Genomic DNA, 26,019 nt, shown 5'->3' with positions numbered 1-26,019 from the left:
AGGAGAACCTCCGATGTACCGTGCTCGCCCGGTTGCCGCTCTGCCGCTCGCCTTCGCCGGACTCGCGCTGGTCGCGGCCTGCGGGACCAACCCGTACGCCACCTCCGGTGCCGGTCAGCAGTTGACGCTCGGCGCGCAGCAGCAGCAACCGGCGAGCGCGGTCCCGGCCGGTTCCACGGCCGCACGGGCCCAGCTGATCTCGTCCACTGTGGACGGACTGGGCGAAGTGCTGGCCGACGGTGAAGGACACACGCTCTACCGCTACGCGAAGGACACCACCGAGCCGTCGAAGGCGACCTGCGCCGGCCCGTGCGCGATGACGTGGCCCCCGCTGCTCTCCGACGCGCCGGCGCTCGCCGCCGGGGTGGACGCCGGCCTGGTCGGCCAGGTCGCCCGGCCGGACGGCACCATGCAGGTGACGGTCGGCGGCTCGCCGGTCTACCGGTACGCCAAGGACACCGGCCCGGGCGTGGCGCTCGGCCGGAACATCAGCGCGGACTGGACCGCGATCACGCCGGTGGGGAAGCCGGCGGGCGCGGGGCCGGCCACCGTCGGGACCACCGACGTCGGCGGGCTCGGCCCGGTCCTCACGGACTCGGCCGGCCGCACGCTCTACCTCTTCACGAAGGACACCAAGGGCTCCGGAAAGTCCACTTGCGACGGCGCCTGCGCGCGGAAGTGGCCACCGCTGCCCGCCGACGGCCGGATCACCGTCGCCGCCGGCATCGACTCCGGTCTCGTCGGCCGCATCCGCCGGCCGGACGGCACCAGCCAGGTGACGGTCGGCGGCTGGCCGGTGTACACCTACGCCCAGGACGCCGCGCCCGGCGAGGCGAGCGGCCACGGCGCGGGCGGCACGTGGTTCGCGGTGGAGCCCAACGGCTGCAAGGCGAACCCGGCGAGCCGCCCCGAAGTCCGGCAGGCGGTCGCGACCTCTCCCGGCGGGTACTGACCCGCCCCACGAACCCCGGCCCGGCGGACACTTCCCTCCACCTCACCCCCCAGTCCGCCGGGCCGGTTGCTTCACCCCGAGAAGAAGGCGGGATTCGTCCCGCACCCCGAGCCCCGGTCCGGTGGACACTTCCCTCCACCTCACCCCCCCCGTCCGCCGGGCCGGGATTCTTCACCCCCCACCGACCCGGCCGAGCCGGGTCAGCGAAGGAGGAAACGGCGGGACTCCCTCCCGCCCGCGAGTTCCGGCCCGGTGGACGCTTCCCTCCACCTCACCCCCCCGTCCACCGGCCGGAACCCCTCATCACCCGCCCCACCCCATCCGACCCTCCAGGCACACAAGCCGACCCTCCAGCTACGCGAGCCGACCCTCCAGGCACGCGAACCGATCCTCCAGCTACGCGAGTCGACCCTCCAATCACGCGTCTCGACCCTTCAATCACGCGAGTCGACCCTCCAGTCACGCGAGATGCCCCTTCAATCACGCGAGATGCCTCCCCGATCACGCGAGATGCCCCTCCAATCACGGGAGATGCCCCGCCCAAGCACCCGATTCACCCGCCCCAGCACGCGAGTTCCGCCCCGGATCACGGGAATTCCGTTTTCGTTCACTCCGGCTCCGCCCCTGATCACGCGAGCCGCGCCCCAAGCACGCGAGACCCAGGCTTCGCCGGTGGCCGCCCCTCGGTCACCGGGCCCGCTCTCCCCAGTCCGCCTTCCGCGGCACCACCGGACCCCGGTCCCGGGGGATGCTTCCCTCCACCTCACCCCCCTCATCCCCCGGACCGGTCAACGCTGCGGTCCCCGTGCTCCGGCACGGGGACCGCGGCCCAGAAGTCCAGCGGCACCCGCCCGGCACCGCGCCCGGCCGAGTCGAGGAGACGGCCCATCAGCTTGACGCTCCGCAGCGTCACCGCCCGGTCGACGACCTCCAGCCACGGCAGCTTCGCCGCCAGCCCCGCCTCCAGCGCCAGGACGTCGTGCGAAGCCGGCAGCCAGACCACCAGCATCAGGTTCGCCGACCCGGACAGCGCCGCGCACATGCGGACCTCCGGCACCATCGCGAGCGACCGGGCCGTCGTCTCCAGCTTGTCCGGCGGGACGCGCAGCCACAGCGTCACCGTGACCGGCGCCGGCGAAACCGACCGCGCGATTTCGCACCGGAGGCGGATCGCGCCGCGGCCGAGCAGCGCGTCGAGCCGGCGCCGGACCGTCATCGCCCCGACGCCGAGTTCGGCCGCCAAAGCCGCCGCCGACGCGCGGGCGTCCACGCCGAGCGCCAGGATCAGGGCCCGGTCCGCCGCGCCGAACCGCACCGGCGCGCGGTTGCGGGCCGGCTTCGCGGACAGGGCTTCGCGTTGCCCCGGCGAAATCGCCCGGACCCGCCAGCGGCTGCCCTCGGTGAACATCCGCGGGGACACCGCCGTCCGCGCCCGCGTCACGCCCGGCACCGCCGCCACCCGGCCCGCGACGTGCGCACCCAGTTCCCGCAGGGACGGCGCCACGACGTGCACGAGCAGATCGCACGGCCCGGCCACGTACTCGACCGTGGCCACGTGGACGTCCGCGGCCAGCGCGGAAGCGACGTCGAGCACCGCGCCCGGTTCGCAGTCGATCGCGACGAACGCCAGGGCCAGCTGCGTGGTCAGCTCCCCGCCGGCGTAGGCGGTGAGCCAGGCGTCGCCCCGCTCGACGAGCGCGTCCCAGCGCCGGGCCGCGGTCACCGCGCCCAAGCCCAGCGCGTGGCCGAGCGTCGACCACGACGCCCGCGGCGCCGCCTGCAGCGCGTCGACCAGTTTGAGGTCCTGCTCGGCCAACATGGTGGATTCTTCGCTCATCGGACCCCGGATCGGTGGTTTCAGCGATTTTCCCCGGTCATTGTGCTCGACTCTCGCATGATCGGCGGATGACCCTGCGATCCGACGCCGCCGCCCTGCTCGACGACCTGGTCGCCCTCCGCCGCGACCTGCACCGCATCCCCGAAATCGGCCTGCACCTGCCGCGCACCCAGGAACGGGTCCTCACCGCCCTCGACGGTCTGCCGCTCGAAGTCACCCTCGGCAAGAACCTGTCCTCGATCACCGCGGTCCTCCGGGGCGGCCAACCCGGCGGCACCGTCCTGCTGCGCGGCGACATGGACGCCCTCCCGGTCACCGAGGCCAGCGGCGAGGAGTTCACCTCGACCCTCGACGGTGCCATGCACGCCTGCGGCCACGACCTGCACACCGCGGGCCTGGTCGGCGCGGCCCGCCTGCTCGCCGCCCGCCGGCAGGACCTGCCCGGCGACGTCGTGTTCATGTTCCAGCCCGGCGAAGAGGGCTGGGACGGCGCCGGCCACATGATCGACGAAGGCGTTCTGACCGCGTCCGGCAAGCACGTCGACGCCGCCTACGGCCTGCACGTCTCCGCCGCCAGCTACGCCAAGGGCCAGTTCACCGCCCGGCCCGGCACGCTGATGGCGGCCTCGGGCGCCCTCGAAGTCCGCGTCCTCGGCGACGGCGGCCACGGTTCGTCCCCGCACGACGCCCGCGACCCGATCCCGGCGGCCTGCGAGATGGTGACCGCGCTGCAGACGATGGTCACGCGCACCTTCGACGTCTTCGACCCGGTCGTGATCACCGTCGGCTCGTTCCACGCGGGCACCCGGCGCAACATCATTCCCGACGACGCGGTGTTCGAGGCGACGCTGCGGTCGTTCTCCCCGGAGGTCGCCGCGAAGGTCGGGGAGCGCGCGGTGCAGGTCTGCCGCGGCATCGCCCAGGCGCACGGGCTCGACATCGACGTCACCTACGAACCGGAGTACCCCGCGACGGTCAACGACGCCGAGGCGTACGGCTTCGTCGCCGACACGATCCGCGACGTCTTCGGCGAGGAACGCTTCACCGAGATGGCCGATCCGATCACCGGTTCGGAGGACTTTTCCCGGGTCCTGGAACGGGTTCCGGGCGCGTACCTCTTCCTCGGCGCCTGTCCGGGAGACCCGGCGACCGCACCGGACAACCACTCGCCGCGGGCCCGGTTCGACGACAGCGTGCTCGGCGACGGCGCCGCGCTGCTGGCCGAACTCGCCGTCCGCCGCCTCGCGCTCCTGGCCGGGTGAGGCCGGTGCGCAGCTGCCACTGGCCCCCGTTGCGGCCCGTCGTCACCCCGGCCCTGCTGCTGTCGGAACGTCCACAGTGGATCGAACGACCACGTCTGGTTCGTGATGAGCATGCTGGTCAGCGCGATCGGCGTCGGGCTGATGACGCTGCCGCACTCGTGGCCGGCGCTGATGTCCGCGTGCGACCCGAACGGCGTATTGCTGACGCTGTCGAAGGACGCCTTGCCCGGCTGGGTGACGGGGATCGTCGTGGTCGCCGCGACCACGGCACGGTTGTGCTCGCGAGTACTCTTGCCCTCGTGCTCGGCATCTTCCGGCCGGATCTGCCGGCCAACCTGCTGGGGTTCCTGCGGCGCGTGCCGGTCGGCAAGGGCCCGGTGCTGGCCGGGCTGGTCGCCGGCGAGCTCGTGGTGCTCTGGCTGACCTTTGTGGACATTCACCTCGCCGGCACGGTGAACGTCGGACTGGCCGGGCTCGGCGCGAACGTCGCCGTGCTCGTGCCGGCCGCGGTGGTGGCGCCGCGGCGGACTGCTCTCGTGGAGGCGGCGTGACGCGCACGGTGTTCACCGGCGGCTCGGTGTTCGACGGCACCGGCGCGGACCCGGCCCCGGCCGACGTCGTCGTCGAGCACGGCCGGATCGTCGACGTCGGGACGGACCTCGACGGCGACGAAGGCGTCGACTGCCGCGGCACGGTCCTGCTGCCCGGGCTGTTCGACTGCCACGTGCACGTGACGATCTCGGACATCGGGCTCCTGGCCCGGGTGCAGAAGCCGTTTTCCTACCAGTTCTACGAAGCCGCCCGGAACCTGTGGGCGACGCTGGGGCTGGGCATCACGACGGTCCGCGACGCCGCGGGCGCCGACCTCGGCATCAAGCAGGCGGTGGACGACGGGCTGATCCCCGGGCCGCGGCTGCAGATCTCGGTCGGGCTGATCAGCCCGACCGGCGGCCACGGCGACTCGTGGCACCCGTCCGGGCTGTGCGTGCCGCTGCTGCTGCCGCACCCGGGCCGCCCCGACGCCACGGCCGACGGCCCGGACGAGGTGCGCCGGGTGGCCCGCACGCTGCTGCGCGCGGGCGCCGACGTGCTGAAGGTGTGCACGACGGGCGGCGTGCTGTCCCCGCGTGACGACCCGCGGCACGCGCAGTTCACGCCGGAGGAGCTGGACGTCCTGGTCACGGAGGCGGCGATGCAGGGCCGTCCGGTGATGGCGCACGCCCAGGGCGCGGCGGGCATCAAGAACGCGGTCCGCGCGGGGGTGCGCTCGATCGAGCACGGCATCCACCTCGACGACGAGGCGATCGAGCTGATGCTCGGCCACGGAACGTGGCTGGTCCCGACGCTGATCGCCCCGGTCAACGTGGTCCGCGCGGCGGACGCGGGCGTCGACCTCCCGGCGGCGGTGGTGGCGAAGGCGCGGGAAGTGGTGGAGGCGCACCGGGACTCGGTCCGCCGCGCGTACGCGGCGGGGGTGCGCATCGCGATGGGCACGGACAGCGGAGTGGGCCCGCACGGCACGAACCTCGAGGAACTGGCCCTGATGGCGGCGTGCGGAATGACCCCGGGAGACGTCCTGGAGGCGACGACGTCGTCGGCGGCCCGGTTGATGGGGCTGGACGGGGAGCTGGGTCGGCTGGAGCCCGGGTTGCGGGCGGATGTCGTGGTGGTGGACGGGAATCCGTACGACTTCCCGGCGCTGGCGTCGAACATCCGGGAGGTCTGGAAGGACGGCATCCGGGTCGTCTGACGCCGTGTCGTCCATCCGGGCACGCGTGTCATCCGCCCAGGCACGGTCAGAGCTCCGGGCTCAGCAGTTCCTTCAGCGCCGCAGCGAACTTCGCCGGGTTCCGTTGCGGCGCCAGGTGGGACCCCGGCAGCTCCGTGAACGGCAACCCCAGCTCCAAAGCCAGGATCTTCGCCGGCTGGTAGTGGTACCGCCCGCGGCTGCCCTCGCCCGCCACCGGGAAGATCTCCGTGCTCGCCTTCCGCAGCGCCCGCAGGTCCGGCAGGTAGTCGAAGAACTCCGTCAGCTCGCGGTCGAACAACCGGATCCAGTCCGCCTCGTGCGGGAGGCGCAAGTTGGGCAGGTTCGGCAGCGCCGCGCCCGCGATCGCGTCCGCGAAGCGGGTCACCGCGGCCATCAGCTCGCCCGAGCGGGCCAGCCGGACCTGTTCCGCCGCCGCTTCGAGCCAGCCGCCCGCGTCCGGCATCAGGTGGACCGCCGGGGGTTCGTGCGCGACCAGCGTCGTCACCCTGTCCGGGTACCGGGCGACGAGGTCCAGGCCGATCAGGGCGCCCGCGCTCGAGCCGAACACCAGCGCCGGGCCGTCCGCCGCGTGGTCCAGGACCGCCAGGGCGTCGTCGGCCTGCAGGGACACCGGGACCGGGCCCGTCGTCGTGTCCGTGCTGCCGAAGTGGCCGCGCCGGTCGTAGGTGATCACGGTGTAGTCCGCGGCCAGCTGCTTCGCCAGCGCGCGGTAGGAGTCACCCGATCCGGTGCCGCCGGCGATCAGCAGCAGCGCCGGGCCCTCGCCGCCGCGGCGGACGAGGAGCTCACCGTCCTCCACCGGGCAGCGGCTCTCCGAGATCATGCATCGAAGTGAAGCACAAGGGCCGCAAGCTAATGTGCCCGGTATGACGGAACGGCGAGCGATCCTGAGCGGGTCCACGTTCGAGGAGCAGATCGGCTACGCCCGCGCTGTGGTGCACGGCGATCGCGTGTACGTCTCGGGCACCACCGGCTTCGACTACGCGGCGATGACCATCTCCGGCGACGTCGTCGAGCAGGCCGCCCAGTGCCTGCGCAACATCGAGGCCGCGCTGGCGGAGGCGGGCTGCACGTTCGCGGACGTGGTCCGCGTCCGCTACCTGCTGCCCTCGCGCGCGGACTTCGAGCCGTGCTGGCCGGTGCTGCGCAAGGCGTTCGCGGAGGTCCGCCCGGCCGCGACGATGCTGGAGTGCGGCCTGGCGGACCCGCGGATGAAGATCGAGATCGAGGTGGACGCGGTCAAAGCCGTTCGATGATCGACGCGGTGGCCAGCGCGCCGCCCGCGCACATCGTCACCAGGGCCGTCGACGCGTCGCGGCGTTCCAGCTCGTGCAACGCCGTCGTCAGCAGCCGGGCACCCGTGCTGCCCACCGGGTGGCCCAGTGCGATCGCGCCGCCGTTCACGTTGACCCGGGACGGGTCCGGCGCCAGCACCTGCTGCCACGACAACGCCACCGACGCGAACGCCTCGTTCACCTCGAACAGGTCCACGTCACTCACCGTCATCCCGGTCCGGGCGAGCACGCGTTCGGTGGCGCGGATCGGGCCGTCCAGGTGGTAGTACGGTTCCGCGCCGACCAGTGCCTGCGCGACGATCCGGGCGCGCGGGCGCAGGCCCAGCGCCGCCGCCCGGTCCGCGTCCAGCAGGAGCAGGGCCGCCGCGCCGTCGGAAATCTGGGACGACGTGCCCGCCGTGTGGATCCCGTCTTCGACCACCGGCTTGAGGCGGGCCAGCCCCTCGGCCGTCGTCTCGCGCAGGCCCTGGTCGCGGGAGACCAGGCGGGTTTCGCCGGTCGGGGCACCGTCCGGGGCGAGGACCGGCGCCTTCACCGGCACCACCTCGCGGTCGAAGTGGCCCGCCGCCCAGGCGGCCGCCGCCTTGTGCTGGGAGGCTGCGCCGAACCGGTCGACGTCCTCGCGCGTCAGCCCGCGGCGGACCGCGATCCGCTCGGCCGCGCCGTACTGGTTGGGCAGGTCGATCGACCACGACGACGGCCGCGGGGACGCGCCGGCGCGGTTCGTGCCCAGCGGGACCCGGCTCATCGCCTCCACCCCGCAGGCGACGCCGGCCTCGATCGCGTCCGCCGCGATCAGGCCGGCGATGAGGTGGGTGGCCTGCTGCGCCGAGCCGCACTGGGCGTCGATCGTCGTCGCGCCCGCCGTCTCGGGCAGGCCCGCGTGCAGCCACGCCGTGCGCGTGACGTTGTTCGACTGCTCACCGGCCTGCGTGACGCAGCCGCCGATGAGCTGCTCGACCAGCGCCGGGTCGATCCCGGCCCGGTCCAGCAGGGCGAGCTGCGCGGCGCCCAGCAGTTCGGCCGCGTGCAGGCCGGCCAGCAGCCCGCCCCGCTTGCCGATCGGGGTTCGCACGGCTTCGACGATGACCGGCACGCCCATGTCGTCCCCTTCGTCGGGAAACACTGTCCACGCCGAAAACTAGAACAAGTTATTGTTTAGCGCAAGTATGCCCAGGATCGGCCCATTCTTGATCTTTACCGGGTGAGCGCACACTCACCTGGTCTCCTCGGTTGAGTAAACGGGTTTCACTGAGGCTCTTCCCATGGTTAACACCGTATGCTTCAATCCAACTTAGAACGTGTTCCAAGCCGAACCGTGGGAGGCAACGTGGCCGCTCCGCTCATCCCCGCCGGTTTCGACTTCACCGATCCCGATCTCCTCGCAGAACGGCTGCCGGTCGCCGAGTTCGCGGAACTCCGGCGGACTGCCCCGGTGTGGTGGAACCCCCAGAAGCACAACACCGCGGGCTACCGCGACGACGGCTACTGGGTCGTCTCGCGCCACGCGGACGTCAAGGAGGTCTCCCGCGACAGCACGCTCTACTCGTCGCGGGAAAAGACCGCCATCATCCGCTTCGACGAGAACATGACCGAGGACAACCTCGAGGCGAACCGCCTGGTGCTGCTCAACATGGACGCCCCGCAGCACACGAAGCTGCGGCGGATCGTGTCGAAGGGCTTCACCCCGCGGTCCATCGCGAAGCTGGAGGACACCCTGCGCGACCGCGCCGAGCGGATCGTGCACGGGGCGCGGAAGAAGGGGTCGGGCGACTTCGTCACCGACGTCGCGTGCGAGCTGCCGCTGCAGGCGATCGCGGAGCTGATCGGCATCCCGCAGGACGACCGGCTCAAGATCTTCGACTGGTCCAACCAGATGGTCGCCTACGACGACCCCGAGTACGAGGTCGCGCCCCTGGAGGCGTCCGCGCAGCTCGTCGGGTACGCCTGGAACATGGCCGAGGACCGGCGCAAGTGCCCGATGGACGACATCGCCACCAAACTCATCCAGGCCGACGTCGACGGGGAGTCACTGGGCTCCGACGAGTTCGGGTTCTTCGTCATCCTGCTCGCCGTGGCCGGCAACGAGACGACTCGCAACGCCATCACCCACGGCATGAAGGCGTTCCTGGACCATCCGGACGAATGGGCGCTGTTCAAGGAACAGCGGCCGAAGACCGCCCCCGACGAGATCGTCCGCTGGGCCACCCCGATCGTCGCCTTCCAGCGCACCGCCACCCGCGACACCGAACTCGGCGGCGCGCAGATCCGCAAGGGCGACCGCGTCGGCATGTTCTACAGCTCGGCCAACTTCGACCACGAAGTCTTCGAGGACCCGGAGAAGTTCGACATCCTCCGCGAGGACAACCCGCACGTGGGCTTCGGCGGCACGGGTTCGCACTACTGCATCGGCGCGAACCTGGCCCGCCTGGAGATCGACCTGATCTTCAACGCCATCGCCGACGTGATGCCGGGCATCACCGAGGCCGCACCCCCCGTGCGGCTGCGGTCGAGCTGGATCAACGGCATCAAGCACTACCCGGTGAAGTACGCCTGAGGAACTCCAGGACGCGGTCCCAGGTGAGCCCGGCCGCGGCCGGGTCGTGTTCGGGGCCGTTCGCGTCGGTGTAGAAGTGGCCGACGCCCGGGTAGGTGTACACCCGGGCGTCGGCCCCCGCCGAGATCGCCCCTTCGCGCCACGCCACGACCTGGGCCGGGGGCGCGATGGGATCCGGGTCGGCGACGTGCACCTGCACCGGCAGACCGGCACGGATCCCGGCCGGCAGCGCCCCCACGGCGTGCAGCAGCAGGACGCCGGCGGTGCCGAGCCGGCGCGGCAGCACCTCCTGGACGACGCCGGCGCCCATCGACACGCCCACGAGCACGGTCTCCGCGGGCAGGTCACGCACGGCGTCGAAGGCTCGCCGCGTGACGGTTTCCCAGCCGACGGCGTCCTTCAGCGCGAAGCCTTCGTCCAGGCTCGACGCCGTCCGGCCGCCGTAGAGGTCCGGGGTGGCCACGCGGTGCCCGGCCGCCCGGAGCCGGTCGGCGAAGCCCAGTTCGACGGGCCGGAGCCCCAGTACGGAGTGGAACACCACGACATCGGTCATCCGGCGATTCTGCCCGCAGGTGGCATCATGGGGCGATGGCCCCGCGAGCGACCGTGGACGTCGAGTTCGCCGTCCGCGTCACCCGGCCCGGGCCCGCGGCGATCTCGGTCGCCGCGGCGCACGCCGACACCGAGGAACTCACCGTGTCCTGGCACGGCGAAAGCGAGCCCGTCGAATTCGAGCACGGGACCCGGGCGGAGGTCTTCGCCCTGCCCGCCGGCGAACACCGCGTCACCTACCACGCCGAGCGGGCGCTGACCGAGCCCGAACCCGAGCCGGTCACCCTCGCCGACGTCGCCGTGTTCACCCGGCCGAGCCGGTACTGCCCGTCCGATCGCGTGGCCGGGCTCGTCCCGCCCGAGCTGCTCAAGCTCAAGAGCGCCGGAAAGCAGGTCCAGGCCATCGTCCGGCACGTCAGCGACCGGCTGTCCTATGTGGCCGGTGCGAGCCGGCCCACCGACGACGCCGTCGACACCCTCCTGGCCGGCGAGGGCGTCTGCCGCGACTTCGCGCACGTCTGCATCACCCTGTGCCGGTTCCTCGACATCCCCGCCCGCTACGCCGGCGTCTACGCGCCCGGGCTGGCGCCGATGGACTTCCACGCCGTCTTCGAGGCCGCCGTCGACGGCCACTGGTACGTCTTCGACGCCACCCGCCTCGCGCCGCGCCAGACCATGCTCCGGATCGCCACCGGCCGCGACGCCGCCGACACCGCGTTCCTCGCCACCCTCGGCTGCGAGCTCGACTTCCTCGGCAGCACCGTCTTCGCCACGACGGACGCCGCACTCCCGGCCGACGACGGGTCCGGATTGGTCGTTCTGGGCTGATCCGCGTGTTGGCCGCGCAAGGACGGCCCCGGCTGGGTAGACAGTCTTCGTGAAGAGTTCCCCGAAGGCCCCGAGCCCCTGGGCCCGGGCGCGTGCCCGGTACCGGTGGCTGGACCACATCGCCCGCGCGACCAACCGCTACATCGACACCGGCGGCTACCACTACGTCGCCTCGATCACCTACTTCAGCCTGCTGTCGCTGGTGCCGCTGCTGATGGTGGCCTCGTCGGTCGCCGGGTTCGTGCTGGCCACCCAGCCGCACCTGCGCAACACCCTGGGGCACGCGATCGTCACCACGCTGCCCGGCGACCTCGGCAGCGAGGTCACCAAGCTGCTCACCGGCTTCGTCGACCAGCGGACCAGCGTCGGGGTGCTCGGGCTGGCCATCGGCCTCTACTCCGGCTGGAACTGGATGAACGCCCTGAGGGACTCGCTGACGGCGCTGTGGGGACAGAACCGGTCGGACCAGTCGCTGCCGCGGCTGATCCTCGTCGACCTGCTCGCGCTGCTCGGCCTGAGCGCGGCGATGCTGGTGTCGTTCACGCTCACCATCTCCGGCACCGCGCTCGGCAGCTACCTGCTCCGGCTGGTCGGCCTCGACGACACGAGCTGGGGGCACCGGCTCGTCTCCGCGTCTTCGGTGCCGCTGTCGCTGGCCGCCGACTGGCTGGTGTTCCTGTGGGTGCTGACCCGGCTGCCGCGGCAGAAGGTCGGCGTGCGCAGCGCGGTCCGCGGCGCGGTCGCCCTCGCCATCGGGTTCGAGGCGCTGAAGCTGGCCGGCGGGTTCTACCTCCGGTTCATCAGCGACTCGCCGACCGGGATCGCGTTCGGCTGGATCATCGGCCTGATCTTCTTCATCTCGCTCGTCGCCCGGCTGCTCGTGTTCGTCACGGCGTGGACCGCGACCGGCTCGGACGCGCCCCCGAAACCGGTCCAGCCACCGGCGCCGGTGGTGCTCAAACCGGTGGTCGTGGTGGACCCGCCGATGGCCGTGCCCGCCACGGTCGGCGTGGTCACCGGCGTCCTCGGCACCCTGCTCGCACTCCGCTGGCGCCGCACCCGTCGTGAGTGAGAAGCAGTGTTCTAACGCTGTTTCTCACTCACGAGCCGGGCTTCTCCGAGCCGACCAGCCACATCGAGAAGTACTGGGAGCCGCCGCCGTAGGCGTGGCCGAGCGCGCGGCGCGCGCCGTCCACCTGGTAGTCCCCGGCCCGGCCCATGACCTGCTTCGCGGCCTCGGAGAACCGCAGCATGCCGGACGCGCCGATCGGGTTGGACGAGAGCACCCCGCCGGAGGGGTTGCACGGCAGGCGCCCGCCGATCGCCGTCTCGCCCGCCTCGGTGACCTTCCACCCTTCGCCTTCCGGCGCGAAACCCAGGTTTTCCAGCCACATCGGCTCGAACCACGAGAACGGCACGTAGATCTCCGCAACGTCCACTTCGGACATCGGGTCGGTGATCCCCGCCTCGGCCCACAGCGCGGCCGCCGCCTCCTGCCCGGCCCGCGGGTTGACCTGGTCGCGGCCGGCGAACGTGGTCGGCTCGGTGCGCATCGCCGTGGCGTGCACCCAGGCCGCGCCGCCTTCGACGGCGTCCCCGGCGGCCTCGTCGCCGAGCACCATCGCGCACGCGCCGTCGGACGACGGGCACGTCTCGTCGTAGCGGATCGGGTCCCACAGCATCTGCGACTTCTGCACCGACTCGACGGTGATGTCGGCCTGCTGCAGGTGGGCGTACGGGTTGAGCGCGCCGTTGCGCCGGTCCTTCGCCGCGACGATCGCGCCGACGTGCTCGGGTGCGCCCGAACGGCGGATGTAGGACCGCACGTGCGGCGCGAAGTAGCCGCCCGCACCGGCCCCGACCGGCATCTGGAACGGCGGCAGGATCGACAGGCCCCACATCGCGTTCGATTCCGACTGCTTCTCGTACGCCACCGTGAGCACCCGGCGGTGCACGCCCGCCTGGATGAGCGACGCCGCGACCAGGGCCGTCGAGCCGCCCACCGACCCGGCGGTGTGCACGCGCAGCAGCGGTTTGCCGGTCGCGCCGAGGGAGTCGGCGAGGAACAGCTCGGGCATCATCACGCCCTCGAACAGGTCGGGGGCCTTGCCGAGCACCACGGCGTCGATGTCGGCCCACTCCACCTGGGCGTCGGTCATCGCGCGGTCGATCGCCTCGCGCAGCAGGCCCGGCATCGAGACGTCCTGGCGCTTGGCGCGGTGGTGCGTCTGGCCGGTGCCGAGCACGGCGGTGAGCTGCTTGGTCATCGGGCCTCCAGCACGGTCACCAGGTTCTGTTGCAGCGCGGGGCCGCTCGTCGCGTGCGCCACGGCCTTGCGGGATTCGCCGCGGTGGATCCGGGCCGCGGCCTCGCCGATGCGGGCGAGGCCGGCGGAGAACATCGGGTTCGCGGCCAGCGCCCCGCCGGACGGGTTGATCTTCACGCCGTCGCCGAGCCCGAGCGCGCTGCGCAGGATGAGCTCCTGGTGCGTGAAGGGCGCGTGCAGCTCGGCGAGGTCCACGCCGTCGAGGTCGAGCGCCTTGGCCGCGGCCTCGGTGGACGGCGAACGCGTCAGGTCGCGGGCGCCGAGCACGGGGGAGTCGACGCGGTGCTCGATGCCGGTGATCACCGCCGGGTGCTCCACGATGTCCCGCACGCGTTCCACAGTGGACAGCACGATCACGGCCGCGCCGTCGGTGATCGGCGCGATGTCGTGCCGGCGCAGCGGATCGGCGTAGTACGGCGTGTCGAGCAGTTCTGCCACGTCCTTGCCGGTCCCGCGCGCGGCCACCTCGGCGAGGTCCTTTTCGGACCACAGCCCGGCCTCCAGGCCCAGCCGCGCCTGGATCCCGGCGATCGAGACCGAGTCCGGCCACAGCGGGGTGACGACGTACGGGTCGAGCTGCAGGGCGAGCACCCGGCGCAGCTGCCCGGCGCTGGACTTGCCGAAGCCGTAGACGAGCGCGGTCTCGACCTCGCCTGTCTTGATCTTCAGCCAGGCTTCGTAGAGCGCCCAGGCGGCGTCCATCTCGACGTGGGACTCGTGGATCGGCGGGAACGCGCCGATCGCGTCGACCGCGGCGATGAAGGAGAACGCCCGCCCGGCCAGGTAGTCCGACGAGCCGGAGCACCAGAACCCGATGTCCTGTTTGGACAGACCGGTCTGCGAGAAGACCTCGGCGAAGATCGGGACGAGCATCTCCACGCCGTTGGTGGTGCCCGGGGTTTCGCGGACGTTCGGGGCCTTCGCGAAGCCCGCGATCGCGACGTCTGGCATCAGGACCTCACAGGTGGTGGGCGAAGGTTTCGTAAGCCGCGTCCGGCTCGCCGGTCGGCTCGAAGTGGCTGATGTTCTCCAGCGACGTCCACCATTCCTCGCGTGGCTTCCACGCGGCGCGCACGCGCATGCCCATCTTGACGTCCTCGGCGGCGCAGCCGAGGACGAGGTGGAGGAAGGCGATGTCGGCGCCGTCGAGCAGGATGTACGCGGCGACGTACGGCGGCTTGATCCGCTGGCCGAGGAACGGGACGTTGACGATGCAGAACGTCGTCACGATGCCGGTGTCGGGCAGTTCGACCTCGTCGGTGGTCGGCACGCCGTCGGTCGGGCAGGCCCCGCGCGGCGGGATGTAGACCTTGCCGCAGGCGGGGCAGCGCTGCCCGATCAGCTTCCCTTCGGCGAGCCCGCGCAGGTACGTGCTCTCCTCGGGGGAAGCGGAGTGCATGTACTTCAGGTGCACCGGCGTGATGACGACGCTGATCGGTGCGCCTTCCTCGCGTTCGGCGACCGGGGGAGCGGGCTCGGTGGGCGTGGTGTCTTCGGCGTCCACCGGGAGGAAGTAGGCGATGTCCCGGATGTGCCCGACGGTCTCCTCCGCCCAGCGGACGCGCACCCGCTGTCCACTGTGGATGTTCGACGGCGAGCCGGCGTCGACGGCGTGCAGCATCGGCGTGTCGGCCCCGTCGAGCTTGACGAGCGCCCAGGCGAACGGCCGGTTCAGCGGCTGCCCGTCCAGCGGCTCGGGGCACCACGACCAGGAGACGACGGTGCCTTCTTCGCCCACGGGGACGAACTCGCCGAGCTGTTCGGCGGTCACGGGGTCGTACTCGACCGGCGGAACGTGCACCCGGCCGTCGCTGCCGCGGACGCCTTCGATGCGGTGGTCACGCAGCGCGGTGACGAACCGGCCGAGGACGGGCCCGGTGGAGCGGGTGTAGTCGAAGCCGACGTTCAGGGGTGCCGCCAGGGGTGTCTCGGTCACATCCCTGAGTGAAACATGTTCTCGATTCGGCGGCAAGATTCCCTCGCGGACTGGTCCGGCAAAAAGTGAAACATGTTCTAGGTTCAGCGGCCGTTGAAGTCCGGCTTCCGCTTCTCCGAGAACGCCCGCGGCCCCTCCTTGGCGTCCTCGGAAGCGAAGACCTCGATCCCGTACTGCGAGTCCAGCTTGAAGGCCTCCTCTTCGTGGAGGCCTTCCGTGTCCCGGATCGTCCGCAGGATCGCCCGCACGGCCAGCGGCCCGTTCGCGTTCACCAGCGAAGCCAGCTCCAAAGCCTTCGAGAGCGCGGTCCCGTCCGGCACCACGTGCCCGATCAGCCCGATCGCCAGAGCTTCGGAAGCGGACAGATGACGTCCGGTCAGCAGGATGTCCGCGGCCACCGTGTACGGGATCTGCCGCGGCAGCCGCACGGCCGACCCGCCCATCGGGAACAGCCCCCACCGCGCCTCCGACACCCCGAAGCGCGCCGACTCGCCCGCCACCCGGATGTCCGTGCCCTGGAGGATCTCCGTCCCGCCCGCGATCGCCGGGCCCTCGACCGCCGCGATCAGCGGCTTCGTCAGGCGCCGCCCCTTCAGCAGGCCCGGGATGCGCGAAGGGTCGAACTTGCCCGAGGCGAACGACTCCGACGGCGAGTTGCGGGACATCGACTTCAGGTCCGCGCCCGCGCAGAACGCGCCGCCCGCGCCGGTCAGGATGCAGCTGCGGATCGAGTCGTCGGAGTCCACGCGGTCCCAGGCCTCGACCATGATCGCCATCATCTCGCCGGTGATCGCGTTGCGCGCCTCGGGCCGGTTCATCGTGACGACGAGGGTCTGCCCCTCCTGCGTCACCAGCGCGTGCGGTTCACCCACGGAAGACCTCCTGAAGGAGCAGTGCCATTGCCCGGAACGATAACATGTTCTACTTTGAGGGCGTGGCACTCAACATCGCGGATCTTCTGGAGCACGCCGTCGACGCCGTGCCGGAGCGCGTCGCGGTCGTGTGCGGCGACCGGCAGGTCACCTTCGCCGAACTGGATGCGCGGGCCAACCGGCTCGCCCACCACCTCGCCGCGCACGGCGTGGGACGCGGATCCCACATCGGGGTCTACTCCCGCAACTCGATCGAGGCCCTCGAGGCGATGATCGCCGCGTACAAGCTGCGCGCGATCGCCGTCAACGTCAACTACCGCTACGTGCACGGCGAGCTCGTCTACCTCTTCAACGACGCCGAGCTCGTCGCCCTCGTGCACGAACGCAGCTACGCGGACAAGGTCGCCGCCGTGCTGCCCGAGGCGCCGAAACTGAAACACGTTGTCGTGATCGACGACGGCAGCGGCGGCGACTACGAGAGCTACGGCGGCGTCGACTACGAGGCCGCCCTCGCCGCCCAGAGCCCCGAGCGGGACTTCGAGGAGCGCAGCGGCGACGACCTCTACATCCTCTACACCGGCGGCACGACGGGCTACCCGAAGGGCGTCCTCTGGCGGCAGGAGGACGTCTGGCGCGCGCTCGGCGGCGGGATCAACTTCGTCACCGGCGAGTACGTCCCGGACGAATGGACCCTCGCCGAGCAGGGCAAGGCCGGCAGCCTGAGCCGGCTGCCCGCCGCGCCGCTCATCCACGGCGCCGCGCAGTGGGCCGCGTTCGGCGCGCTGTTCACCGGCAGCCCGGTGATCTTCGTGCCCCGCTTCGACGCCCACGAGATCTGGAAGGCCGTGCAGAAGCACAAGGTCCAGGTCCTCACGATCGTCGGCGACGCGATGGCCCGGCCGCTCATCGAGGCCTACTACGAGGGTGGCTACGACGCTTCGTCGATCGTCGCGGTGTCGAGCCACGCCGCGCTGTTCTCGCAGTCGGTGAAGCAGCAGTTCGTCGAGCTCGTGCCGCCCCACGCGCTGGTCACCGACGCGATCGGCGCGTCGGAAAGCGGCTTCACCGGCATCGGCGCGGTGGCCAAGGGCGCCGACCACAGCGCCGGCCCGCGGGTGACTTTCGGCCAGGACGCCGTCCTGCTGGACGAAGACGGCAACATCGTCGAGAAGAAGCCCGGCGCGACCGGGCTGATCGGCCGCCGCGGGCACGTCCCGCTCGGCTACTACAACGATCCCGAGAAGAGCAAGAAGATCTTCGTCGAGGTCGACGGCGTCCGGTACGTCGTCCCGGGCGACTACGCCCGTTACGAAGAGGACGGCACGGTCACGCTGCTCGGCCGCGGCTCGCAGTGTGTCAACACCGGCGGCGAGAAGGTGTACCCGGAGGAGGTCGAAGGGGCGCTCAAGTCGCACCCCGACGTCTTCGACGCGCTCGTCGTCGGCGTCCCGGACGAGCGGCTCGGCCAGCGCGTCGGCGCCGTCGTCCAGCTCCGCGAGGGTGCCACCCCGGACCTCGCCGCGCTCGAAGAGCACGTCCGCGGCGAAATCGCCGGCTACAAGGTGCCGCGCACGATCTGGCTGGCCGGTGAGATCGGCCGCTCGCCCAGTGGCAAGCCGGACTACCCGTGGGCCCAGCGCTACGCCGCCGAGCACGAACCGGCCACGGCCCAGCCCGTCTGAGGAGGATCACGAGAGTGCGGACACCCCTGTGCGACCGGCTCGGCATCGACCTGCCGATCATCGGGTTCACCCCGTCGGAGCACGTCGCCGCGGCGCTCAGCCGCGCCGGTGGGCTCGGCGTGCTCGGCTGCGTGCGGTTCAACGACGCCGCCGAGCTCGACCGGGTGCTCACCTGGATGGACGAGAACACCGGCGGGAAACCGTACGGCGTCGACATCGTCATGCCGGCGAAGGTGCCCGCCGAGGGCACCCAGGTCGACCTGGCGAAGATGATCCCGGACGGGCACCGCGCGTTCGTCGACCGCGTCCTGAAGGAGCTGTCGGTGCCGCCGCTGCCGGACGACACCGACGAACGCGCGGGCGTGCTCGGCTGGCTGCACTCGGTCGCCCGGTCGCACGTCGAGGTGGCGCTGAACCACCCGATCAAGCTGATCGCCAACGCGCTCGGCTCGCCGCCGGCGGACGTGATCGGCCAGTGCCACGACAAGGGCGTGCCGGTCGCGGCGCTCGCGGGGAAGGCCGAGCACGCGGTCCGGCACGTCGAAAACGGCGTCGACTTCGTGGTGGCGCAGGGCTACGAAGCCGGCGGGCACACCGGCGAAATCGCGTCCATGGTGCTGGTGCCGGAGATCGCCGACGCCGTCGACGTGCCGGTGCTCGCCGCGGGCGGGATCGGTTCCGGCCGCCAGGTGGCCGCGGCGCTCGCGCTCGGCGCGTCCGGCGTCTGGATGGGCTCGATGTGGCTGGCCACCGAGGAGTACCTGCAGACGATGGGGGAATCGGTGGCGATGCAGCAGGCGCTCGTCGCGGCGTCGTCGTCGGACACCGTGCGGACGCGGATCTACACCGGCAAGCCGGCCCGGCTGCTCAAGACCCGCTGGACCGAGGCGTGGGCGGCGGCCGACGCGCCCGAGCCGTTGCCGATGCCGCTGCAGAACCTGCTGGTTTCCCACGCCCACAACCGGATCCACGCGGCGAACGACCCGAGCGTGGTGTCCATGCCGGTCGGTCAGATCGTCGGCCGGATGAACACGGTCCGCCGGGTCGCCGACGTCGTCGCCGAGCTCGTCACCGGCTACGAGGAAGCACTGTCCCGATTGGACAAGACCCGCTGAAGACGAGCGAAGGGGCCTCCGCCGCGGCGGAGGCCCCTTCGTCGTGCGGAAGCGGTTACAGCGTGGCGGCCGCGGCGGCGATCTTCGACGCGAACGTGCTCACCTCGGTGTAGACGCCGGGGGCGTGCGCCCGGGCGCAGCCGTCACCCCAGGACACGATGCCCACCTGGATCCAGGCGTTGTTGTCGTCCCGGCGGAACATCGGGCCGCCGGAGTCGCCCTGGCAGGTGTCGACGCCGCCGGAGGCGAGGTTGCCCGCGCAGATCTCCGCGCTCGGGATCAGGTCGGGGTAGCTGCCGCCCTGGGCGGCGCAGGTGGCGTCGTCGACGAACGGGACGGTCGCCTTGAGCAGGTACCGCTGCTGCGCGCCGCCTTCGCGGGCCGCACCCCAGCCGGCCACGGTGAACGTGCCGTTGTTGTACGCACTCGTCGTCGCGATCGGCATCGTCGACAGCCCGCTGACCGGGCTGGCCAGCTTGATCAGCGCCCAGTCGCCGCCGGTCGAGGTGCCGTAGGTGGGGGACTGGTAGACGTAGGTCGAGCGGATCTTCTGCGCGCTGGAGCTCTGCAGGTCGACCACGCCGACGGTCGCCGTGATCGAGGTGTTCGAACCCGTCCGGCTGACGCAGTGCGCCGCGGTCAGGACGATCTGCTTGGTGTAGAGCGCGCCGCCGCAGCCCATGGAAAGCCGGACCATGAACGGGAATTCGCCCTGGGCGGCCCGGGTGCCGCCGACGACGTCGGTGGACGGCGGCTGGGCGGCGGTGGCGACCGCGGGCGTGGCGAACGACGCGGCCGCGGCGACCGCGGCCAGTGCGGTGGTGGCGTTTCTGAGCAGGGTGAACCAGCGCTTGGGAGCCAAGGGGATCAGTCCTTCCAGTGTCCACAGTGGAGACCGTTGCCGACGGTGGCCTTCATGACTACACCAGGTGATCAAGACCGGGACAACCGACTTTCTTCGGATCTTTCGGGCGGTTGGGTGATTTCTCACCGGCGGATCCGGCGAACGCCGTAGGCCGAAGCGCCGAGCAACAACGCGGCGCAGCCCGCCAGCACCGACGGCAGCGGCAGGCTGAACGCCAGCACCACGCACCCGGCCAGCCCCAGGGCGGCCCGCGCCTTGCCCGGCAACGTGAGCGCGGCGGCGTTGGCGATGGCGTAGTAGGTCAGCACGGCGAAGGACGAGAAGCCGATCGCCGACCGCAGGTCGATCGACGCGGCGAGCACGGCGACGACGGCCCCGACGGCGAGCTCGGCCCGGTGCGGCACCTGGTAGCGCGGGTGGACGGCGGCGAGGAACCGGGGGAGGTGGCCGTCGCGGCTCATCGCCAGCGTCGTGCGCGAGACGCCGAGGATGAGCGCGAGCAGCGAACCGAGGGCGGCGACGGCCGCGCCGGCCCGGACGACCGGGCCGAGCCACCCCGGGACGGCCGCGGCGATCGGGTCCGGGCTGGCGGCGAGCGCGGCCGGGCCGAGCCGGACGAGCAGCAGCACCGCCAGTGCCGCGTAGACGACCAGGGTGATGCCCAGGGCCAGCGGGATGGCGCGCGGGATGGTCCGGGCCGGGTCGCGGACCTCCTCGCCGAGCGTCGCCAGCCGCGCGTACCCGGCAAAGGCGAAGAAGAGCAGCCCGGCCGCCTCCAGGACGCCCCCGCCACCCGGCCAGGCGACGAGCGGGCCGCCGCCGGACGGCCCGGCGGCCATCGCCACCCCCGCCGCGGTGAGCACGAGCAGGGTGCACGAGACGATCACCCGGGTCGCCAGCGCCGAGCGGTGCACGCCGAAGTAGTTGACGGCGGTGAGGGCGGCGACCACCGCGACGGCGAGCGCGCTCCGCCACGGCTGCCCGAGCCCGGGGGCGGCGTAGGCGACGACGGTCAGCGTCATCGCGGCACAGCTGGCCGTCTTCCCGGTGACGAATCCCCAGCCCGCCAGATATCCCCAGAATTCACCGAGTCTTTCCCGGCCGTACACGTAGGTTCCACCGGATTCGGGGTGGATCGCGGCCAGCCGCGCCGACGACATCGCATTGCAGTAGGCGACGACGGCCGCCACGACCAGGGCGATGAGCAAGCCGGCCCCGGCGGCCCGGGCCGCCGGCGCGAACGCGGCGAACACGCCGGCCCCGATCATCGAGCCGAGGCCGAGGAAAACGGCGTCGGCGAGGCCGAGCCGGCGAGCCAGCGGGGCGGGACGCATCCGGGTGATCCTCCAGGTATCGGGTCGTGTTGCGCGCCACAGCGAACCACGGCGCGCGGGGAACCGAATAGGGTCGGTCGCGTGCCCGCCCCTTCGCGTCATGACCGCCTGTCCGCCGACGGCCCCGTGCTCGACGGGATTCCCGAACACGGCCGTGTCCCGCGGTACTACGCGGTCAAGGTCGAGCTGCTGGCGGTGATCGCGGAACTCGGCGAAGGTGCGGCGCTGCCGACGGAACGGGAACTGTGCGAACGGTTCGAAGTGTCGAGGGCGACCGTACGGCAGGCGGTCGGCGAGCTGGTGCTCGAGGGCAAGCTCAGCCGCCGCCAGGGGAGCGGCACCTACGTCGCCGGCCCGAAGCTCGTGCAGCCGCTGGCCCTGGTCGGCTACACCGAGGGGCTCCGGCGCCAGGGCATCCGCCCCGGCCGCAGCGTCATCACGCTGGAGCGGCGGGTGGCCGGCCGCGCACTGGCGGCCGACCTCCAGGTGACGTCGGACGCCGAGGTGTTCCACCTCGAGCGGGTGCTGCTGGCCGACGAGGAACGCGTGGGACTGGAGTCGACATACCTCCTCGTCGACCGGTTCCCCCGGCTGCTGGAGGTGTTCGACCCCGGGCAGTCGTTGTACGCGTGCCTGAGCGAGCAGCTCGGCGTGGTGTTCGACGGCGCCGAGGAGCGGGTCGAGACGGTGCTGGCGACACCGCGGGAGGCGTTGCTGATCGGGACGAACCCGGCGCTGCCGATGCTGCTGATGCACCGGATCTCGTGGGGTCCGGACGGCGTGCCGTTCGAGCGGGTGCGGTCGCTCTACCGCGGCGACCGGCTCAGCTTCACGACCCGCCTCGGCCGGGCGGACTGAGGCCGGCGATGCAACCCGGCGGCGGTCCGTTCCGTCTGGCAGGTATGCGTACCACGGTGAAACTGCTGGGCACGAGCCTGCTGCTGCTCACGGTGACGGCCTGCGCGGCGAATTCCGGTGCCGGGGCCCCGGCGGCGGGCGGCCCCGCCCCCGACTCGCCCACGACGTCGGCGAGCGTGCCCACGCCGGGAACGCCGACCCCGGCCTCGCCGCCGTCGCAGACCGCCGGGCGGCCGACCCAGGGCATCGCGCCGGGCGACGACGTCGTCGCCGAGACGCAGGTCGACGCGCGCGGGCTGCCCGAAGGGTACCCGCGCAGCCTCACCCGCAGCCTCGACGGCAAGACCCTGGTGCTGCAGGCCGAGGAGGGCGGCTGCCGCCGCATCTCGGCCCGCGTCGGCGACCAGACGGCCCAGCAGGTGGTCGTGCTGGTCGCCGTGACGTCGGCGCCCAAGGGCCAGCTGTGCCCGGACTACATCCGGGAGATCAAGCTCCCCCTGGTGCTCGCCGCGCCGCTCGGCTCGCGCACGGTCGTCCTCCGCCAGGGCTGACCCCTCCCGGTGCAACCCCGCGGCACCCCCGTTCCGTCTTCGGGACATGAGGTACTTAGCGAAGGTGGTCGGGACAGGCGCGCTCCTGCTGATGGCTACGGCCTGTGCCGGCCAGGACATGCCCACCAGCCAGCCCGCGGGCGGCCTTTCCACGGCGCCCACGGGCAGCGTGTCGACGTCTCCGTCGGCTTCGCCGTCGCCGAGTGACCCGGTGGTGCCGCAGCCGACGCCCAACCCGCCGGGCAAGCCCCGGCTCACCGTGCCCGAGGGCAGCACCCCGGTGCCGGCGGCCAGGATCGACGCCTCCGCGCTGCCCGCCGGGTTCCCGCGCGAGGTGTGGACGTCCAACGGCGGCACGATCCTCGACATCCGCGCCCAGGAGGGCGGCTGCGGCCACGCGCTCGGCGAGGCCGCCGAACAGACCGCCGACCACGTCGTCGTCAACCTGAGCGAGACGAAGGCGCAGACCGGGCAGATGTGCACGATGGACATCCGCTACCCGGTGATCTCGGTCGCCCTGGCCGCGCCGCTGGACCAGCGCACGGTGGTGCTGAAGACCACGCCGCCGAAGTGAGCCGGGGGTCGTGACCCCGGATCCGCCGCCGGGGTCACGACCGGTCCGGAGTGGACACTCGGCGTCCAGTGGTCCGGACCATGAAAGCGCCGCCGTCGAAGTTGTCGAAAATTGTCAGGGCTCCCGCTGAACCGCCGCCGTGACCGGGCCGTGTCCCCGGGTGAGGTGGCGATCAGAGAGGAGGGGCCCATGCCCCGGTTGAGCAGTGGCAGGCACCGCAAGCAGGCGACCGTCGGACTGGCCGCGTTGCTGGGCGTCGCCGGCGTCACCGCGACCGCCATCGCGCTGAGCAGTCCCGCGGGCAACGCGGCCGAAGCGCCCAAGGAGAACTGCGCGGGACTCGACACCGCGCTGCAGAACAACCTGAACTTCATCGCGGGCCAGCAGGCGGCCCCGGACGCGCAGTCGGCCGCCCGGATCGCCAACCGGCAGGCCGTGGTCGACCTGATCCAGCAGCGGCGGCAGGTGGCGGGCTGCACGGCGAACGTGGCGGCGAACAACGGACAGGCCGCCGCGCCGGGCAACTCCGGCAACGCGCCGGGCAAGGCGCAGGCGCCGGGCCAGCAGAAGAAGCAGGACGCGGCCGCGGGCGACCAGGCCGCCGCCGGTGGCGCGGCCGGTCAGGTCGTGTGCCCCGGATCGACCGTGACGCTCTCGGGCGAAGGCGGCGCGCCGGCCGCGTCGAGCAACCAGTTCCCGGCCGGGACGAAGCTGAAAGTGACCAATCTGGACAACTCGAAGTCCACGACGGTCGAGGTGACTTCGGTTTCGGGCAGCTGCACGCTGCTGAACAACGCGGCCTTCGAACAGGTCCGGGAGCCCGGCAAGTTCCTCATCCGGCGCGCGCGGATCGAGCGCGTCGGCTGAGCGAGGAAGAAAAGGGGGACACCGGCGGCGGGCCGGTGTCCCCCTTTTTCCGCGGTCAGCGGAAGCTGATCTGCAGCACCGGGTCCCCGGTGCTGGCGAAGAAGTCGTTGCCCTTGTCGTCGATGACGACGAACGCCGGGAAGTCCTCGACCTCGATCTTCCAGACGGCCTCCATGCCGAGTTCGGCGTACTCGAGCACGTCGACCTGCTTGATGCAGTCCTGCGCCAGCCGCGCGGCCGGGCCGCCGATGGAGCCGAGGTAGAACCCGCCGTGCGCCTGGCAGGCGTCGGTCACCTGCTTCGAGCGGTTCCCCTTGGCCAGCATGACGAGCGAGCCGCCGGCGGCCTGGAACTGCTCGACGTAGGAGTCCATCCGCCCGGCCGTCGTGGGCCCGAACGAACCCGACGCGTAGCCCTCGGGCGTCTTCGCCGGGCCGGCGTAGTAGACCGGGTGGTTCTTGAGGTAGTCCGGCATCTCCTCACCGGCGTCGAGGCGTTCGGCGATCTTCGCGTGCGCGATGTCCCGGGCGACGACCAGCGGCCCGGTGAGCGAAAGCCGCGTCTTGACGGGCAGCTGCGAGAGCTGCGCCCGGATCTCGGCCATCGGCCGGTTGAGGTCGACGGCGACGACGTCGTCGGAGAGGTCCTCCTCGGTGACGTCGGGCAGGAAGCGGGCGGGGTCGCGCTCGAGCTGTTCGATGAAGACGCCGTCGGCGGTGATCTTGGCCTTGGCCTGCCGGTCGGCCGAGCAGGAGACGGCGATGCCGACCGGGCAGCTGGCGCCGTGCCGGGGCAGCCGGATGACGCGGACGTCGTGGCAGAAGTACTTCCCGCCGAACTGGGCGCCGATCCCGAACTGCCGGGTCATCTCCAGGACCTGCTGCTCCAGATCGGTGTCGCGGAACGCGTGCCCGAGTTCGGAGCCTTCCTGCGGCAGGTTGTCGAGGTACCGCGCGGAGGCGAGCTTGGCGACCTTGAGGTTGAACTCGGCGGACATCCCGCCGACGACGATCGCGAGGTGGTACGGCGGGCAGGCCGCGGTGCCGAGGCTGCGCAGCTTCTCGTCGAGGAAGCGCGCGAGCCGCTTCGGGTTCAGGACGGCCTTGGTCTCCTGGTAGAGGAAGGTCTTGTTGGCGCTGCCGCCGCCCTTGGCCATGAAGAGGAACTCGTAGGTCGGGTCCCCTTCCTTGTGGTAGAGCTCGATCTGCGCCGGCAGGTTGGTGCCGGTGTTGCGCTCGTCCCAGAAGGTGACCGGGGCCATCTGCGAGTACCGCAGGTTCAGCTGCTGGTATGCGTCGAAGATGCCCTGCGAGAGGGCGCGCTCGTCGTCACCGCCGGTGAGGACGCCTTCGCCGCGCTTGCCGATGACGATGGCGGTTCCGGTGTCCTGGCACATCGGGAGGACCCCGCCGGCCGAGATGGCGGCGTTGCGCAGGAGGTCCATGGCGACGAACCGGTCGTTCCCGGACGCTTCGGGGTCGTCGACGATCGCCTTGAGCTGCTGCAGGTGTGAGGTGCGCAACAGGTGCTGGATGTCGGTGATCGCGGTGCGGGCGAGGGTGGTGAGGGCTTCCGGGGCGATCTTCAGGAACTTGTGCCCGGCGGCTTCGACGGTCTCGACGCCTTCGTCGGTCACCAGGCGGTATTCGGTGGTGGTGTCCTTGCCCAGCGGGAGGACTTCGGTGTGCTGAAACGTGGTGGACGGCACTGCCAGGCTCCTTTGCCAGCTCCGGGATCGGTCCACCTTATGCGGCGGGGACGGCCACCCCGAAGAGGCATCCGGTCACTGTGGGCCACCCCACGCTGGCAGAGCTTGGACGCCACCACGCCGAAGTCGGGACGGCTTACTGGACCCACCACCCCGAAGCCCGATTGTGACGACGGACGGTGGTGCCGTGTCAAGGCGCCACGAGGTTGTGACCGCACGCGCCGCGGCAGCCCTTGACGTGCTGTCCGAGTTCATCCGGCAACACCTCGTTCCGGAC

At 71.8% G+C, this 26,019-nt stretch carries 25 protein-coding genes; 14 read left to right on the top strand and 11 right to left on the bottom strand.

Annotated elements, in window-relative coordinates; genetic code table 11:
* Nucleotides 1–13: 13 nt before the first annotated feature.
* A complete protein-coding gene (locus tag AB0J55_RS23400; RefSeq protein WP_364252054.1) occupies nt 14–952 on the top strand; it encodes a hypothetical protein in 939 nt (312 codons plus the stop codon).
* 772 nt (nt 953–1,724) lie between these two features.
* Here the strand turns inward: AB0J55_RS23400 and AB0J55_RS23395 are convergent.
* Nucleotides 1,725–2,789, bottom strand: a complete 1,065-nt coding sequence (locus AB0J55_RS23395; protein ID WP_364252051.1) for an Lrp/AsnC family transcriptional regulator — start codon at nt 2,787–2,789, stop codon at nt 1,725–1,727.
* A 68-nt stretch (nt 2,790–2,857) separates the two neighbouring features.
* Between AB0J55_RS23395 and AB0J55_RS23390 the strand changes: the two genes are divergently transcribed.
* From AB0J55_RS23390 to AB0J55_RS23380, 3 genes are all read left to right on the top strand, one after another.
* Nucleotides 2,858–4,051 carry a M20 family metallopeptidase gene (locus AB0J55_RS23390; protein WP_364252048.1) on the top strand — a complete coding sequence of 398 codons (1,194 nt, stop codon included), beginning with the start codon at nt 2,858–2,860 and terminating at the stop codon, nt 4,049–4,051.
* A gap of 299 nt (nt 4,052–4,350) precedes the next feature.
* Nucleotides 4,351–4,602 (top strand): hypothetical protein, encoded by a 252-nt coding sequence (locus tag AB0J55_RS23385; protein ID WP_364252045.1) that lies wholly within the window; start codon nt 4,351–4,353, stop codon nt 4,600–4,602.
* Nucleotides 4,599–5,801 (top strand): amidohydrolase family protein, encoded by a 1,203-nt coding sequence (locus AB0J55_RS23380; RefSeq protein ID WP_364252042.1) that lies wholly within the window; start codon nt 4,599–4,601, stop codon nt 5,799–5,801. Before AB0J55_RS23385 ends, AB0J55_RS23380 begins: the two co-directional genes overlap by 4 nt.
* Before the next feature lie 46 nt (nt 5,802–5,847).
* On the opposite strand, the gene AB0J55_RS23375 is transcribed toward AB0J55_RS23380, so the two are convergent.
* Nucleotides 5,848–6,645 (bottom strand): alpha/beta hydrolase, encoded by a 798-nt coding sequence (locus AB0J55_RS23375; RefSeq protein WP_364252039.1) that lies wholly within the window; start codon nt 6,643–6,645, stop codon nt 5,848–5,850.
* Nucleotides 6,646–6,688: 43 nt separating this feature from the next.
* Between AB0J55_RS23375 and AB0J55_RS23370 the strand changes: the two genes are divergently transcribed.
* Nucleotides 6,689–7,078 carry a RidA family protein gene (locus AB0J55_RS23370; protein WP_364252036.1) on the top strand — a complete coding sequence of 130 codons (390 nt, stop codon included), beginning with the start codon at nt 6,689–6,691 and terminating at the stop codon, nt 7,076–7,078.
* Here AB0J55_RS23370 and AB0J55_RS23365 read toward each other — a convergent pair.
* Nucleotides 7,062–8,219, bottom strand: coding sequence for a steroid 3-ketoacyl-CoA thiolase (locus AB0J55_RS23365; protein ID WP_364252033.1), 1,158 nt, complete (start codon nt 8,217–8,219; stop codon nt 7,062–7,064). The genes AB0J55_RS23370 and AB0J55_RS23365 overlap by 17 nt on opposite strands.
* A gap of 228 nt (nt 8,220–8,447) precedes the next feature.
* Between AB0J55_RS23365 and AB0J55_RS23360 the strand changes: the two genes are divergently transcribed.
* A complete protein-coding gene (locus AB0J55_RS23360; RefSeq protein ID WP_364252030.1) occupies nt 8,448–9,674 on the top strand; it encodes a cytochrome P450 in 1,227 nt (408 codons plus the stop codon).
* Here AB0J55_RS23360 and AB0J55_RS23355 read toward each other — a convergent pair.
* Entirely contained in the window at nt 9,646–10,227 is a 582-nt protein-coding gene (locus tag AB0J55_RS23355; RefSeq protein ID WP_364252027.1) for a dienelactone hydrolase family protein, read from the bottom strand. The genes AB0J55_RS23360 and AB0J55_RS23355 overlap by 29 nt on opposite strands.
* 35 nt (nt 10,228–10,262) lie before the next feature.
* On the opposite strand from AB0J55_RS23355, the gene AB0J55_RS23350 reads away from it, so the two are divergent.
* Together AB0J55_RS23350 and AB0J55_RS23345 are read left to right on the top strand one after the other, a co-directional pair.
* Entirely contained in the window at nt 10,263–11,054 is a 792-nt protein-coding gene (locus tag AB0J55_RS23350) for a transglutaminase family protein (protein WP_364252024.1), read from the top strand.
* Between the two features lie 49 nt (nt 11,055–11,103).
* Nucleotides 11,104–12,126, top strand: coding sequence for a YhjD/YihY/BrkB family envelope integrity protein (locus AB0J55_RS23345; protein ID WP_364252021.1), 1,023 nt, complete (start codon nt 11,104–11,106; stop codon nt 12,124–12,126).
* A 28-nt stretch (nt 12,127–12,154) separates the two neighbouring features.
* Here the strand turns inward: AB0J55_RS23345 and AB0J55_RS23340 are convergent, their stop codons facing one another.
* From AB0J55_RS23340 to AB0J55_RS23325, 4 genes are all read right to left on the bottom strand, one after another.
* Nucleotides 12,155–13,321 carry a thiolase domain-containing protein gene (locus AB0J55_RS23340; protein ID WP_364252018.1) on the bottom strand — a complete coding sequence of 389 codons (1,167 nt, stop codon included), beginning with the start codon at nt 13,319–13,321 and terminating at the stop codon, nt 12,155–12,157.
* Nucleotides 13,318–14,331, bottom strand: a complete 1,014-nt coding sequence (locus tag AB0J55_RS23335; RefSeq protein WP_364252015.1) for a thiolase domain-containing protein — start codon at nt 14,329–14,331, stop codon at nt 13,318–13,320. Before AB0J55_RS23335 ends, AB0J55_RS23340 begins: the two co-directional genes overlap by 4 nt.
* A 7-nt stretch (nt 14,332–14,338) precedes the next feature.
* Nucleotides 14,339–15,316 carry an OB-fold domain-containing protein gene (locus AB0J55_RS23330; protein WP_364252012.1) on the bottom strand — a complete coding sequence of 326 codons (978 nt, stop codon included), beginning with the start codon at nt 15,314–15,316 and terminating at the stop codon, nt 14,339–14,341.
* A gap of 83 nt (nt 15,317–15,399) precedes the next feature.
* Nucleotides 15,400–16,188, bottom strand: coding sequence for a crotonase/enoyl-CoA hydratase family protein (locus tag AB0J55_RS23325; protein WP_364252009.1), 789 nt, complete (start codon nt 16,186–16,188; stop codon nt 15,400–15,402).
* 62 nt (nt 16,189–16,250) lie between these two features.
* Between AB0J55_RS23325 and AB0J55_RS23320 the strand changes: the two genes are divergently transcribed.
* Entirely contained in the window at nt 16,251–17,870 is a 1,620-nt protein-coding gene (locus tag AB0J55_RS23320; protein ID WP_364252006.1) for an acyl-CoA synthetase, read from the top strand.
* Nucleotides 17,871–17,884: 14 nt separating this feature from the next.
* Nucleotides 17,885–18,985, top strand: coding sequence for a nitronate monooxygenase family protein (locus AB0J55_RS23315; protein WP_364252003.1), 1,101 nt, complete (start codon nt 17,885–17,887; stop codon nt 18,983–18,985).
* Nucleotides 18,986–19,040: 55 nt separating this feature from the next.
* Here the strand turns inward: AB0J55_RS23315 and AB0J55_RS23310 are convergent, their stop codons facing one another.
* Both AB0J55_RS23310 and AB0J55_RS23305 read right to left on the bottom strand, forming a co-directional pair.
* Nucleotides 19,041–19,847, bottom strand: coding sequence for a serine protease (locus tag AB0J55_RS23310; RefSeq protein ID WP_364252000.1), 807 nt, complete (start codon nt 19,845–19,847; stop codon nt 19,041–19,043).
* A 125-nt stretch (nt 19,848–19,972) separates the two neighbouring features.
* Nucleotides 19,973–21,184, bottom strand: coding sequence for an APC family permease (locus tag AB0J55_RS23305; RefSeq protein ID WP_364251997.1), 1,212 nt, complete (start codon nt 21,182–21,184; stop codon nt 19,973–19,975).
* Between the two features lie 81 nt (nt 21,185–21,265).
* Between AB0J55_RS23305 and AB0J55_RS23300 the strand changes: the two genes are divergently transcribed.
* From AB0J55_RS23300 to AB0J55_RS23285, 4 genes are all read left to right on the top strand, one after another.
* Nucleotides 21,266–22,042 (top strand): GntR family transcriptional regulator, encoded by a 777-nt coding sequence (locus tag AB0J55_RS23300; protein WP_364251994.1) that lies wholly within the window; start codon nt 21,266–21,268, stop codon nt 22,040–22,042.
* A gap of 44 nt (nt 22,043–22,086) precedes the next feature.
* Entirely contained in the window at nt 22,087–22,593 is a 507-nt protein-coding gene (locus tag AB0J55_RS23295) for a hypothetical protein (RefSeq protein WP_364251991.1), read from the top strand.
* Nucleotides 22,594–22,657: 64 nt separating this feature from the next.
* A complete protein-coding gene (locus AB0J55_RS23290; RefSeq protein WP_364253054.1) occupies nt 22,658–23,167 on the top strand; it encodes a hypothetical protein in 510 nt (169 codons plus the stop codon).
* 189 nt (nt 23,168–23,356) lie between these two features.
* Nucleotides 23,357–24,034, top strand: a complete 678-nt coding sequence (locus AB0J55_RS23285; protein WP_364251988.1) for a hypothetical protein — start codon at nt 23,357–23,359, stop codon at nt 24,032–24,034.
* A gap of 55 nt (nt 24,035–24,089) precedes the next feature.
* On the opposite strand, the gene AB0J55_RS23280 is transcribed toward AB0J55_RS23285, so the two are convergent.
* Nucleotides 24,090–25,742, bottom strand: a complete 1,653-nt coding sequence (locus tag AB0J55_RS23280; protein ID WP_364251985.1) for a fumarate hydratase — start codon at nt 25,740–25,742, stop codon at nt 24,090–24,092.
* Nucleotides 25,743–26,019 lie beyond the last annotated feature (277 nt).

It is taken from the genome of Amycolatopsis sp. NPDC049688 (assembly GCF_040674975.1).
In the GTDB taxonomy this organism is placed as follows: Bacteria; Actinomycetota; Actinomycetes; order Mycobacteriales; family Pseudonocardiaceae; genus Amycolatopsis.
This window is presented reverse-complemented; position numbering and strand designations above follow the sequence as displayed.

What these genes read in the sequence shown, in the direction of transcription:
- AB0J55_RS23400 (WP_364252054.1), top strand. Translation starts at nt 14, where the DNA reads ATGTACCGTGCTCGCCCGGTTGCCGCTCTGCCGCTCGCCTTCGCCGGA.
- AB0J55_RS23390 (WP_364252048.1), top strand. Translation starts at nt 2,858, where the DNA reads ATGACCCTGCGATCCGACGCCGCCGCCCTGCTCGACGACCTGGTCGCC.
- AB0J55_RS23355 (WP_364252027.1), bottom strand. Translation starts at nt 10,227, where the DNA reads ATGACCGATGTCGTGGTGTTCCACTCCGTACTGGGGCTCCGGCCCGTC.
- AB0J55_RS23340 (WP_364252018.1), bottom strand. Translation starts at nt 13,321, where the DNA reads ATGACCAAGCAGCTCACCGCCGTGCTCGGCACCGGCCAGACGCACCAC.
- AB0J55_RS23395 (WP_364252051.1), bottom strand. Translation starts at nt 2,789, where the DNA reads ATGAGCGAAGAATCCACCATGTTGGCCGAGCAGGACCTCAAACTGGTC.
- AB0J55_RS23295 (WP_364251991.1), top strand. Translation starts at nt 22,087, where the DNA reads ATGCGTACCACGGTGAAACTGCTGGGCACGAGCCTGCTGCTGCTCACG.
- AB0J55_RS23375 (WP_364252039.1), bottom strand. Translation starts at nt 6,645, where the DNA reads ATGATCTCGGAGAGCCGCTGCCCGGTGGAGGACGGTGAGCTCCTCGTC.
- AB0J55_RS23370 (WP_364252036.1), top strand. Translation starts at nt 6,689, where the DNA reads ATGACGGAACGGCGAGCGATCCTGAGCGGGTCCACGTTCGAGGAGCAG.
- AB0J55_RS23365 (WP_364252033.1), bottom strand. Translation starts at nt 8,219, where the DNA reads ATGGGCGTGCCGGTCATCGTCGAAGCCGTGCGAACCCCGATCGGCAAG.
- AB0J55_RS23305 (WP_364251997.1), bottom strand. Translation starts at nt 21,184, where the DNA reads ATGCGTCCCGCCCCGCTGGCTCGCCGGCTCGGCCTCGCCGACGCCGTT.
- AB0J55_RS23335 (WP_364252015.1), bottom strand. Translation starts at nt 14,331, where the DNA reads ATGCCAGACGTCGCGATCGCGGGCTTCGCGAAGGCCCCGAACGTCCGC.
- AB0J55_RS23350 (WP_364252024.1), top strand. Translation starts at nt 10,263, where the DNA reads ATGGCCCCGCGAGCGACCGTGGACGTCGAGTTCGCCGTCCGCGTCACC.
- AB0J55_RS23285 (WP_364251988.1), top strand. Translation starts at nt 23,357, where the DNA reads ATGCCCCGGTTGAGCAGTGGCAGGCACCGCAAGCAGGCGACCGTCGGA.